The organism is Aliirhizobium sp. YIM B11859 (assembly GCF_057163345.1).
In genome coordinates, this window is record NZ_JBXHAY010000002.1 from 770083 (window position 1) to 781741 (window position 11659).

The following is an 11659-nucleotide window of genomic DNA, read 5'->3' on the forward strand; positions in this document are numbered from 1 at the left end:
AGGTTATCGAAATAACCGGAAAGGAACCCGTCTATGACTGCAAAGAAGATCGTTTTGGCGACCCTCGGAGCCGTATTGGTCGCAGGAGCCGCAATCCCGGCATTGGCCGCACCCGAGCGGCCCAAGCATGGTCCAGGCCGCCCCGGTGGTCCCGGCCCGATGGAGCACGGGATGATGATGGACATGACCTTCATCCGCCTGCTTAAAACCGCCGACACCAACAAGGACGGCAAGATTTCCAAGGAAGAAATGGCGGCCCGACAGGAAGCACTGTTCACCGCCATCGACGCCAACAAGGACGGCGTGATCACCCGCGGCGAGCTTCTCGACTATCGCATCGCCCAGCGTGACGCGTTTGAAAAGGCACATCCTCGCCCCGAAATGGCCGATAACGAAGACCGTCCGGATGGCCCGCGTGGCGATCGCAAGGATCGTGATGGTCCGCGCCACGAACATGCAGATCGTGACGGCCCTCGTCATGACGGCCGCGGTCCCCGCGAAGCACGTTTCGAGCATCACGGTCCCGGCATGGGCGGCGGACGTTTCTTCCGTATGGTCGACGAAGACCATGACAACAAGATCACCAAGGCCGAAGCATCCGCTGCCAGCGACAAGCTATTCGCTCGCATGGATACCAACAAGGACGGCGTGATTTCCATCGACGACCTGCCGGACCGCCCCCTCTAGTTCCCTGCCCCCCCATTTACGGAACTAGCCCGGCAATCGTCGTGCAAAGGGCCCGCCTTTCCCCCGAGAGGCGGGCTCTTACCGTTTGACCGTCAGGTCTTGTAGAAGTCCCGGATCACTTTCCAGGCCTCTTCGGCCGTTTCGACGAAATTGATCAACTCGATATCTTCCGGCGCGATCGTGCCGAATTCCGCCAGCGCTTCGAAATTGATGATGCTGCGCCAGAATTTTTCGGCAAACAGGATGAGCGGGATGCGCTTCATGCGTCCGGTCTGGATCAGGGTCAGCGCCTCGAACATTTCATCCAGGGTGCCGAAACCGCCCGGAAACACAGCAACCGCCCTTGCCCGCATCATGAAATGCATCTTGCGGATAGCGAAATAGTGGAAGTTGAAGGCGAGATCGGGCGTCACATAGGGGTTCGGTGCCTGTTCATGCGGCAGCATGATGTTGAGGCCGATCGTCGGGGCACCGGCTTCCGATGCACCGCGATTGCCGGCCTCCATCACGCCCGGACCGCCGCCGGTCACAACGACGAATTCCTTGTGGTCGAACTTTGCCGAATGGGCAGCGCAGAGCGCGGCAAATTTACGCGCTTCCTCGTAATAGACCGAGGCGGCCTGAAGGTTGTTGTGCTGGGTCTCGTTATGGGCCGCCCAGGGTTTCTGGCCTGGGGCCGGAATGCGGGCTCCGCCGAACAGCACGACCGTGGACGCAATGCCCTTTTCCGACAGGATCATTTCGGTCTTGAGCAGTTCCAGCTGCAGCCTGAGCGGCCGCAATTCCTTGCTGCAGAGGAAATCCTCATCGGCAAATGCAAGGCGATAGGAAGGCGACTGCGTCTGCGGGGTTTTGGGCTGGGCGGCTGCCGCGTGCTTGTCGGCGGTGCTGTCCTTCAGCGGATCCCATGCCGCCTCGACCGCGACCTTATCCTTGGACTTAACCTTTGCCATAAACTTCGTTCCTTCCCGCGCACGACCAGGGTCGGCGCCAATTCGCATTGACGCTTGAGTGGCGGTCGCTTAGAGCAAATGGGACCAAATGACCACCTTTCCAGCCATCACGATACCGCGTGACGTTTAAGGATCTTCCATGAGCACGTTCGACCTCGCCACCCTCGAAAAGACAATCGAGACCGCTTTCGACAACCGCGACAGCGTCAGTGTTTCGACCAAAGGCGAGGTTCGTGATGCGGTGGAAGAATCGCTTAACCTGCTCGACGGTGGCAAAGCCCGTGTCGCGGTTCGCGGCGTCGACGGCACCTGGACCGTCAACCAGTGGCTCAAGAAGGCCGTTCTGCTCTCCTTCCGCCTGAACGACATGGAAGTCGTCAAGGGCGGACCGGGCGCCTCCACCTGGTGGGACAAGGTACCGTCGAAGTTCGAGGGTTGGGGCGAAAGCGAATTCCGCGCCGGCGGTTTCCGCGCCGTGCCGAATGCCGTCGTGCGCCGCTCGGCCTATATCGCCAAGAACGTCGTGCTGATGCCGTCCTTCGTCAATCTCGGCGCCTATGTCGATGAAGGCACGATGGTCGATACCTGGGCAACGGTCGGCTCCTGCGCCCAGATCGGCAAGCATGTGCATCTGTCCGGCGGCGTCGGCATTGGCGGCGTTCTGGAGCCGATGCAGGCCGGCCCGACGATCATCGAGGACAATTGCTTCATCGGCGCCCGCTCGGAAGTCGTCGAAGGCTGCATCATCCGCGAAGGTTCGGTTCTCGGCATGGGCGTCTACATCGGCAAGTCGACCAAGATCGTCAATCGCGCCACCGGCGAAGTGAGCTATGGCGAAGTACCGCCCTATTCCGTGGTCGTTGCCGGCTCGATGCCGTCGGGCAATGCGACGATGCCGAATGGCCTGGCCACACCGAACCTCTACTGCGCCGTGATCGTCAAGACGGTCGATGAAAAGACCCGCTCGAAGACGGGTATCAACGAGCTGCTGCGCGATTAAGCCAGGAAACCATCTTGATGTCCGTTGCAGATCCAATCGCAAACCTGCGTGACCTGATCCGTTGCCCTTCCGTCACCCCGGCGGAAGGTGGTGCGCTTTCGGCACTGGAAGCGATGCTTGCGCCGCTCGGCTTTACCGTTGAGCGCATCGTTGCGACGGAACCCGGCATGCCGGACATCGAAAACCTTTATGCGCGGCTCGGCACCGACGGGCCGCACCTGATGTTTGCCGGGCATACCGACGTCGTGCCCGTGGGTGACGAAGCGTCCTGGAGCCATCCTCCCTTTGCCGCCGAAATCGCCGGTGGCGAGATGTTTGGCCGCGGTGCCGTCGACATGAAGGGCGGCATTGCCTGCTTTGCCGCAGCCGTTGCCCGCCATATCGAAACCCACGGCGCGCCGAAGGGCTCGATCTCCTTCCTGATTACCGGCGACGAGGAAGGCCCGGCCGTCAACGGCACGGAAAAACTGCTGAAATGGGCGGCTGACAAGGGCGAGCGCTGGGACGCCTGCCTTGTCGGCGAGCCGACCAATCCGGATCAGCTCGGCGAGATGATCAAAATCGGCCGGCGCGGCTCGGTCTCGGGCCGGGTGACGGTATTCGGCGTGCAGGGCCACGCCGCCTATCCACATCTGGCAGATAACGCGGTGCGCGGCCTGCTGCCGCTTGCCGCGGCGCTGATGGACCCGGCTTTCGATGACGGCACGCCGGAATTTCCGGCTTCCAATCTGGAAGTGACGACGGTCGATGTGGGCAATCCGGCCACCAATGTCGTGCCGGCCAAGGCGACATTCGCCTTCAACATCCGCTTCAACGACACATGGACGGCCGATACGGTGAAGGCCGAGATCGTCCGCAGGCTCGATGAGGCCGCCGGCGATCCCGTGCTTCGCCCGGGTCGTGATCCGGTCCGCTACGAGATCATCTGGGCGGAACGGCCGAGCCATGTCTTCCTGACCCGCAACAATGCGCTGATCGGATCGCTTTCGGCAGCGGTCGAGGCGGTCACGGGGCGGCAGCCGCAGCTTTCGACGACCGGCGGAACATCCGATGCGCGGTTCATCAAAGACTACTGCCCGGTGGTGGAATTCGGGCTTGTCGGACAGACCATGCATATGGTGGACGAACGCGTGGCCCTTGCAGATCTTGAGACGCTGACCCAGATTTACGGAACCTTCCTCTCCCGCTGGTTCGGCGATGCCATCCTTTCTTGAAGTCAAACATTACATCAGCGGCCTCTGGCTGCTCTTCAAAGGTGACAGACAGGGGCTGAAGCACCTGGACCTGACCGACCGCGGCATGATGCGCTCGTTCTGGGCGTTCGTCTGGTGCCTGCCGGCGATGTTCATCTACTGGACGGGTGTGAGATACGCGTTTCTCGCCAGTTGCCCTCCCGGCACCAAGGCGGGGCTGCTCTTCTACCTTCGACTGTTCATGATCGAGGCGGTGAACTGGGTCTTGCCGCTCATTCTGCTGGCGGTGTTGTGCCTGTTCCTCAAAACCGAGCGGAAATTCCCGCCGATCGTGGTTGCCACCAACTGGCTTTCGGTGCCGATCTCCTACGCCTATGCGGCGCTGACGCTGATACTGTTTCTGGTGCCGCCACTGGCCGGCATGATCGCGCTTTTGCAGCTTGCCCTGCTGGTCGCAACGATTTTTGCGATATCCCGCTTCGTGAGGCAGATTTGCGGGCCGCAGCCGCTGGTGATCGCGGCCACGCTTCTGGTTCTGCTGGTGCCGAGCCTGATCATCTCTGACCTGTTGCAATCCTATCTCCGCGTTTCGCCTTATTAGGCGTCGCCCGGATAATCGACCTTCATGAAATACAAGCCTTCCGGCGGCGCGACCGGGCCGCATTGCTTGCGGTCGCGGGCTTCGAGTGCGTTTCGCACGTCGTCCGGCGTCATCTTGGCCTCACCTGCGAGTTTCAGCGTGCCGGCGAAGGAGCGGATCTGGTTGTGCAGGAAACTCTGGGCGCTGGCGCGGATCTCGATCAGATCGCCGCTGCGGCTCACATCCAGACGGTCGAGCGTGCGGACCGGGCTTTTCGCCTGGCAATGGGCCGAGCGGAACGTGGTGAAGTCGTGATGGCCGACCAGCATCTGGGCGGCGGCATGCATCGCTTCGTGATCGAGCGGCTTCGGCACCCACCAGGCGTGACCCGCCTCGACGGCCAGTGGCGACGGGCGATTGATGATGCGGTAGAGATAGTGGCGTTTCACCGCCGAAAACCGCGCATCGAAGCTGTCATCTACCTGCGCGGCGTCGATCACCGACACTTTCTCACCCGCCATCATCAGATGGGCATTCAGTGCATTGCGCAGTTTGAACGGAGCCCAGTCGCGTGACAGGTCGGCATGAATGACCTGGCCGAAGGCATGGACACCGCTATCTGTGCGGCCGGCGCCGCGGATCGATACGGTTTCGCCGGTCAGCGACAGGATGGCTTGCTGCAGCGCGGCCTGAACCGAATGACCGTTTTCCTGCATCTGCCAGCCGACATAGGCGGTGCCGTCATATTCGACGATCATGCGAAAGCGCGGCATCAGGCGGACCCGAGCGGAAGGATGGTGCCCTTGGGCAGCGCGGTGCCACGCAGGAAATCGCCGGCATTGAGAGGTTTGCCACCGGCCTTTTGCAAGCGGGTCAAGCGGACCGCACCCTCGCCACAGGCAATCGTCAGCGCGTCGTCGAGAACCTCGCCAGTCGCGCCGGCACCCTGGCCAATCGCAGAGGAGAGAACCTTGATGCGCTCCGGCTTACCGTTGATCTCGGCCTCAAACCAGGCGCCGGGAAAAGGCGACAGGCCGCGGATGTGATTGTGGACGTCCCTCGCCGGTCTTGCGAAATCGATGCGGGTCTCACCCTTGTCGATCTTTGCGGCGTAGAGCACACCCTCTTCCGGCTGCGGTGTCAGCGGCAGGTCGCCGGCTTCGAGCTTCTCCATCGCTTCGACCATGGCGCGGGCGCCGACCAGCATCAGCTTGTCATGCAGTTCACCGGCGGTCATCGCTTCGTTGATTTCCACTTCCTTGGTCAGCGCCATGGGGCCGGTGTCGAGGCCCTTTTCCATCTTCATGACGATCATGCCGGTCCTTGCATCGCCAGCCATGATCGCCCGCTGGATGGGGGCTGCACCGCGCCAGCGCGGCAGGAGCGAGGCATGGCCGTTATAGGCGCCAAGCCGCGTGCCTTCGAGAATGGCGACCGGCAGAAGCAGGCCGTAGGCGACGACCACCGCGACATCCGCATCGAACTCGCGAAAGGTCTGACGATCTTCCTCCGCCTTGAAGTTCAGGGGTGTGAGGACCGGAATGCCAAGCAATTCTGCCGCCTGATGCACCGGCGATTTGGTAAGGTCGAGCCCACGACGGCCGGCCGGCCGGGGTGGCTGACTGTAGACCGCAACGATCTCGTGGCCGGCCTGCTTGAGGCTCTGTAGCGTCGGCACGGAAAAATCTGGCGTACCCATGAAGATGATGCGAAGAGACATGGGAGCTTCCACGCCCAAACAGGCGCGCCTTCTGATTTCAGCTTGCCAATTTCAGCCGGCCAAACCGGCGTTTCAGACAGCCTTGGACTTCGCCGCCTTGGTGAACCTCTTGATCACCATTTCCCGCTTCAGCCGCGAAATATGGTCAATGAACAGAACGCCGTTGAGGTGATCGATCTCATGCTGGAGGCAGGTGGCCAGCAAGCCGTCCGCCTGCAGTTCGTGCTGCTTGCCGTCGCGCCCGACATATTTCACGCCGATCGTCGCCGGCCGCTCGACCTCGGCATAATATTCCGGGATAGACAGACACCCTTCCTCGTAAACCGAACGCTCATCCGAAGAGGTGACGATTTCCGGATTGATGAAGACCTGCGGGCTCTTCTCGTCTTCTTCGCGCGAGACATCAATGACCAGCAGACGTCTTGGCACGCCGATCTGGATAGCGGCAAGACCGATACCCGGCGCATCGTACATCGTCTCCAGCATGTCATCGGCAAGCTGAAGCAAGGCGGCATCGACGGTTTCGACCGGCTTGGAGATCTGACGGAGCAGCGGATCGGGGAGAATGATGAGAGGCTTGATGGTCATATCGCCCCATAGCGCATCTTTTGCCCGGATGGAACAGGGTATTGCGCAGGTTTGTCGCGCAATGTTCATGTTTTGATCTTTCAACGGACGCCTGATCTGCTAGAGTACCTGAATGAGCGAGCAACTGGTCCATCTTCTCACTTCCAACACCAACCTTCCGATCCTGCTGACGGTGGCCGTGCTTGCCGTCGTCATCATCCTTCTCATTGTCCTGGTGGCAATCCGCTCCGGTCGCCAACGGGAGGAGAGTGCATGGCGGGCGGCCGATGCGGAAGCGCGGCTTGCCGAACTCGTGCGGATGCAGGGAGAAATGCATGGGCGCGTGGCCGCTATGGCAGAGACCATCGTCAATCGCCAGGCCGAACTCAACCAGACGGTCAACCAGCGGCTCGATGGGATGAGCCACCGGCTGGGGTCGACGATCACCGAACAGACGAAATCGACGCATGAGAACCTGCGCAAGCTGCAGGAAAGGCTTGCGGTGATCGATGCGGCGCAGAACAATATCCAGACGCTTGCCAAGGACGTGGTTGGCCTTCAGGCGATCCTCTCCAACAAGCAGACGCGTGGCGCTTTCGGCCAGGGCCGGATGGAAACGATCGTTGCCGACGGCCTGCCGCACGGCGCCTATTCCTTCCAGTCACCATTGTCGAACGGCACGCGCCCGGACTGCGTGATCCGGATGCCGAATGGCGCACCGCCGCTGGTAATCGATGCGAAGTTTCCGCTGGAGGCCTGGACTGCCTTTCGCGAAGGCGCCTCCCCCGAAGCGCGGCGCGCAGCCGGGCAACAGTTTCGCCGCGATATGGAAGTCCACATAAAGGACGTGGCGGAAAAATATCTGATTGCGGCAGAGACGCAGGATACGGTGCTGCTTTTCGTGCCGTCGGAATCGATCTTCGCCGAAATCCACGAGCATTTCGACGCTGTGGTGCAGAAGGCGCAGCGCGCGCGCGTGGTGATCGTATCGCCTTCGCTCCTGCTGTTATCGATCCAGGTCATCCAGGCGATACTGCGCGATCAGCGGATGCGCGAGCAGGCGCATCTCATCCAGGGTGAGGTCAGCCTGCTGATGGAAGATCTCGGACGGCTGGACGACAGAACCCGCAAGCTGCAATCGCATTTCCAGGCGGCGGAAAGGGATGTCGAGCAGATCCTGACCTCGACTGAAAAGCTGACGCGCCGTGGCAACCGGATCACTTCGCTGGAACTGGAGACGCCGATGGCCGCGACACAATCCGCAGAGACTGCTCCGCAGAAATCCGTCGAAAGCCGCACCGGCCTGCTGCGGTTGAGGGTAGTTGACGAGGAGTGATCCTGTCGGGCAGTGTCCTTGCGAAGTTCAACACGCATGGCAGGCATCATATGATCACCGTCTTCGGCTCCATCAACATGGATCTCATCGCCACTACGGCGGAATTGCCGAAACCGGGCGAAACGGTTGCCGGATCGGGATTTTCGACCGCAGCCGGTGGCAAAGGCGCAAACCAGGCACTAGCGGCGAGACGTGCGGGAAGCACGGTCAAAATGGCCGGCGCTGTCGGAAACGATGGGTTTGCCGAGCCGGCGCTCAGCCTTTTGAAGCAGGCAGGAACCGATCTTGCCTCGGTGCTGAAGGCCAGCGAGCCGACCGGCACAGCGCTGATCCTGGTTGGCGGTGACGGCGAAAACATGATCGCCGTCGTGCCCGGTGCCAATGGCACGCTGACATCCGACGATGCAGCGAGAACAATCGACACCATGACGGCGGGCGACATTCTGATGTTGCAGCTGGAGATCCCCGCCGCTGCTGTGGAGGCGGCACTCAAGGCTGCGCGCGAAAAGGGTGTGACGACAATGCTCAACACCGCGCCTTTCACGGCCGAGGCAAATCGGCTTTCCAGCCTCGCAGATATCGTCGTTGCCAATGAGACGGAATTCGATGCCCTGGTCGGCGCGCCATCGACCAACGCGGCCGAACGCATCGAGGCGCTCCGCAAGCTTCATTCAGCAAGAAAACAGACGATCGTCGTCACGCTTGGCGCCGACGGCGTGATCGCCATCCGCGACGGCGCGATCCTGTCGGCCAAGGGCCTGGTGATCGAGCCGGTCGATACCGTGGGCGCCGGAGACACATTCTGCGGTTATCTCGCAGCCAGCCTCGACCAGGGAGCCGCCTTCCCCAGTGCATTGCGCCGCGCAGCCGTTGCCGGATCGCTTGCGTGCCTTGCCCGCGAGGCGCAACCTTCCATTCCGCTCGCCGACGCGGTCCACAACGCCGTCAACAGCGCCACGTAGACTTTGCCTGCCGGCTCAGCCGAGGAAAAAGCCGCGGTTGTCGCCGGCGTTATGGCGCCCGTTACAGGCGGCCGACGCGCTCGGTCAGGAGTTCGAAAAAGCCGTCCGCGTCGACATTGCGCATGAAGGTGGCATTGGGCTTGCGGTCGGTGACATGCCACCAGTCGACCACGGTCATGCCGACGGTCAATTCGGACTGGACTTCGATCTCGACATTGCAGTAGCGTCCTGAAAACAGCTCCGGTTTGAGGATATAGGCAATTACGGTCGGATCGTGCAGCGGACCACCATCGGAGCCGTATTTTTCGATGTCGAAACGCTCGAAAAAGGCCAGCCACTCGACAAGAACCTGCGCCGGGCGTGTCCCGAGTGCTGCAATTTTTGCGACGCGTGCCTTGGTGGTCAGCAGCTGATGGGTCACATCAAGCGGCATGATGACGGTCGGGATACCGGCGTCGAAGACGATCTTCGCGGCTTCGGGATCGACGTAGATGTTAAATTCGGCGGCCGGCGTGATGTTGCCACCCTCAAAACAGCCTCCGCCCATCATCACCAGTTCGCGGATCCGTCCGGCAATCTCCGGCGCTTTCTGAAGTGCCAGAGCGAGGTTGGTCAGCGGTCCAAGCGTGCAGATGGTGACGGTTCCAGATGGCTCCCGCGTCAGCGTGTCGATGATGAAGTCGACCGCATGTACGGGCTGCGCCTCCATCACCGGTTCGGGCAGTTCGGCGCCATCGAGGCCGGTGCGGCCATGAACGTGCTCGGCCGTCACCTGTGGCCGGTTGAGCGGTTTCAACGCGCCTTCATAAACCTTCGCATCCGGCTTGCCGCATAGTTCGCAGACGATGCGCAGGTTGCGGCTGGTGAAGGACAAGGGGACATTGCCGGCAACAGCGCAGAGACCGAGGATCTCAAGCTCTTCAGGACTGGCAAAGGCCAGCATGAGCGCTGCCGCATCATCCTGCCCCGGATCCGTATCGATGATGATCTTTCTTGGCGACATTTTCCACTCCCCGCTATCGGGCGATTGGTGGAGTGAGGCGCCTGCTTTGTCAAGCACGGCCCCGGTCGCATCTGCCGCCGTTACAGGCATCTCCGGCTTGCGATCACCGCCGCGACAACCCATATACGATACTCTCACGGCGCGCCTTTCGGGCGCCGGCCTGGTCGCTTGATGCAAGGACTGAACGATGAGCAGAATGACACATTTCGCGAGCCCGCTTCTTTTGGGCTTCGACGCGATGGAGAAAACGCTTGAGCGGCTTGCCAAGGCCAACGAAGGGTACCCGCCCTACAATATCGAGCGGATCGGAGCGACGACCGATGAAGGCCCCGAGATGCTGCGCATCACGCTTGCGGTTGCCGGTTTCTCAGAGGATGAACTGGATGTCACTACCGAGGAAAACCAGCTGATCATCAGGGGCCGCCAGATCGAGCCATCGGAACGTGACTATCTCTACCGCGGCATCGCAGCGCGCCAGTTCCAGCGGGTGTTCATGCTGGCTGACGGCATGGAAGTGTCTGGCGCCATTCTGAAAAACGGACTGCTGTCGGTTGATCTCATCCGTCCCGAACCGCGGCGTGTGGTGCGAAAAATTAACATTTCCGTCTCAGACTAGGTCATCGGCATCAATGCCGGTTACCCTCAAGTCCGGAGGATGGGATGCTCCTTAAAGAAGCGAATACGCGTTTGTCGCAATCCGAACTCGCGCATCTCGGCGCCGGTGAAGTCGGCTATATTCGCAAGATGCGGTCGGAAGAGGTTTCCCGCTGCTTCCCGGAGGCCCCGGATATCGATCCAAGTCTCGACCTCTGGGCGCTGTTCGGCGCCGACGGTACACCGATCCTCCTCACCGACAATCGCTCCAGCACTTTTTTCAAGGCTGCGGAAGACGATCTGAAGACGGTCAGCCTCCACTGAATGCCCGCATATTCTGTCAGACCTTTATGAAGGTCAGATAGGCGGATGAGCGACCTTCACGGCGCGCCTTGTTCTCATAGCGTGTGCCCGGCCAGCCGGCATAGGGTGTAAGCCAGTCGGACGATTGACCGGCCTGCCATTCGAAACCGCCATGGTCGCGGCAATGGATCAGCGTGTGGTTGACATAGGTATCAATGTCGGACGCGAAGCAGAACACACCACCGGGTTTCAACACGCGATGGAACCGAGACAGATTGACTTGCGAAACGAAGCGGCGCTTCCAGTGTTTCCGTTTCGGCCAGGGATCCGCGTAGAGAAGATCGATGTGATCGATCGATGCGTCCGGAAGCCAGTCGAGAACCTGGGTGGCATCATCGTCATAAACACGGATGTTCTTGAGGCCTGAGGCCTCTATCTCCCCAAGCAGCTTCGCCATGGAGTTGACGAAAGGCTCGACGCCGACAAAGCCCGTTGCGGGATTTTCCTTGGCGCGGTGGGCGAGATGTTCGCCGCCGCCAAAGCCGATCTCCAGCCTTATGCGCTCCGCGGTAAATGGAAAAAGCGAGGCGAGATCTGCCGGCGCGGGCGCGGCCAGATCAAGTTTCAGGACCGGCAGCAGGGTTGCCATACCTTCGGCCTGGCGCTCCCTGAGCGCCTTTCCCTTGCGGCGGCCATAAAACGCCTCGGTCGCCCTGGTCGGGTGCTGCTGATCGTCACTCATTAAGAAGTCTTCCAAAAAC

The 11659-nt window shown here is 61.1% G+C and carries 14 protein-coding genes; 8 read left to right on the top strand and 6 right to left on the bottom strand.

The annotated features are described in order from the left end of the window. Positions 1–33: 33 nt before the first annotated feature. Positions 34–687, top strand: coding sequence for an EF-hand domain-containing protein (locus AC2GXZ_RS09920; protein WP_483758980.1), 654 nt, complete (start codon positions 34–36; stop codon positions 685–687). Between the two features lie 92 nt (positions 688–779). Here AC2GXZ_RS09920 and AC2GXZ_RS09925 read toward each other — a convergent pair whose 3' ends face one another. Beyond that, on the bottom strand, positions 780–1640 hold the full coding sequence (locus tag AC2GXZ_RS09925) for an LOG family protein (RefSeq protein WP_483758981.1): 861 nt from the start codon (positions 1638–1640) through the stop codon (positions 780–782). A gap of 139 nt (positions 1641–1779) precedes the next feature. Here AC2GXZ_RS09925 and dapD point away from each other — a divergent pair, with 139 nt between their 5' ends. Genes dapD through AC2GXZ_RS09940 form a run of 3 tightly spaced genes read left to right on the top strand, consistent with a single transcriptional unit; the run spans position 1780 to position 4434 of the window. Continuing rightward, positions 1780–2640 carry a 2,3,4,5-tetrahydropyridine-2,6-dicarboxylate N-succinyltransferase gene (dapD, locus tag AC2GXZ_RS09930; protein WP_483758982.1) on the top strand — a complete coding sequence of 287 codons (861 nt, stop codon included), beginning with the start codon at positions 1780–1782 and terminating at the stop codon, positions 2638–2640. 17 nt (positions 2641–2657) lie between these two features. Continuing rightward, the gene (dapE, locus tag AC2GXZ_RS09935) at positions 2658–3854 is read left to right on the top strand and encodes a succinyl-diaminopimelate desuccinylase (protein WP_483758983.1); all 1197 of its coding nucleotides are present in this window, start codon (positions 2658–2660) and stop codon (positions 3852–3854) included. Then, complete coding sequence (locus tag AC2GXZ_RS09940; RefSeq protein ID WP_483758984.1) at positions 3838–4434, top strand: hypothetical protein; 597 nt, start codon at positions 3838–3840, stop codon at positions 4432–4434. Before dapE ends, AC2GXZ_RS09940 begins: the two co-directional genes overlap by 17 nt. Here the strand turns inward: AC2GXZ_RS09940 and truA are convergent. From truA to def, 3 genes are all read right to left on the bottom strand, one after another. Next, a complete protein-coding gene (gene truA, locus AC2GXZ_RS09945) occupies positions 4431–5186 on the bottom strand; it encodes a tRNA pseudouridine(38-40) synthase TruA (RefSeq protein ID WP_483758985.1) in 756 nt (251 codons plus the stop codon). The two genes, AC2GXZ_RS09940 and truA, sit on opposite strands and share 4 nt — an antisense overlap. Further along, positions 5186–6133 carry a methionyl-tRNA formyltransferase gene (gene fmt / locus AC2GXZ_RS09950; protein ID WP_483758986.1) on the bottom strand — a complete coding sequence of 316 codons (948 nt, stop codon included), beginning with the start codon at positions 6131–6133 and terminating at the stop codon, positions 5186–5188. The genes truA and fmt overlap by 1 nt, the downstream gene beginning before the upstream one ends. A 72-nt stretch (positions 6134–6205) precedes the next feature. Continuing rightward, positions 6206–6721 carry a peptide deformylase gene (def, locus tag AC2GXZ_RS09955; RefSeq protein ID WP_483758987.1) on the bottom strand — a complete coding sequence of 172 codons (516 nt, stop codon included), beginning with the start codon at positions 6719–6721 and terminating at the stop codon, positions 6206–6208. A 112-nt stretch (positions 6722–6833) separates the two neighbouring features. Between def and AC2GXZ_RS09960 the strand changes: the two genes are divergently transcribed. After that, complete coding sequence (locus AC2GXZ_RS09960; RefSeq protein ID WP_483758988.1) at positions 6834–8036, top strand: DNA recombination protein RmuC; 1203 nt, start codon at positions 6834–6836, stop codon at positions 8034–8036. Between the two features lie 50 nt (positions 8037–8086). Next, complete coding sequence (locus AC2GXZ_RS09965; protein WP_483758989.1) at positions 8087–8998, top strand: ribokinase; 912 nt, start codon at positions 8087–8089, stop codon at positions 8996–8998. Positions 8999–9059: 61 nt separating this feature from the next. Here the strand turns inward: AC2GXZ_RS09965 and AC2GXZ_RS09970 are convergent, their stop codons facing one another. Next, positions 9060–10001, bottom strand: coding sequence for a nucleoside hydrolase (locus AC2GXZ_RS09970; RefSeq protein WP_483758990.1), 942 nt, complete (start codon positions 9999–10001; stop codon positions 9060–9062). 187 nt (positions 10002–10188) lie between these two features. On the opposite strand from AC2GXZ_RS09970, the gene AC2GXZ_RS09975 reads away from it, so the two are divergent. Together AC2GXZ_RS09975 and AC2GXZ_RS09980 are read left to right on the top strand one after the other, a co-directional pair. Next, a complete protein-coding gene (locus tag AC2GXZ_RS09975) occupies positions 10189–10617 on the top strand; it encodes an Hsp20 family protein (protein ID WP_483758991.1) in 429 nt (142 codons plus the stop codon). A 44-nt stretch (positions 10618–10661) separates the two neighbouring features. Continuing rightward, positions 10662–10919: a BQ00720 family protein gene (locus tag AC2GXZ_RS09980; protein WP_483758992.1), complete on the top strand. Its 258-nt coding sequence runs from the start codon at positions 10662–10664 to the stop codon at positions 10917–10919. Between the two features lie 16 nt (positions 10920–10935). Here AC2GXZ_RS09980 and trmB read toward each other — a convergent pair whose 3' ends face one another. Beyond that, entirely contained in the window at positions 10936–11640 is a 705-nt protein-coding gene (trmB, locus tag AC2GXZ_RS09985; RefSeq protein ID WP_483758993.1) for a tRNA (guanine(46)-N(7))-methyltransferase TrmB, read from the bottom strand. Between the last annotated feature and the right edge of the window lie 19 nt (positions 11641–11659).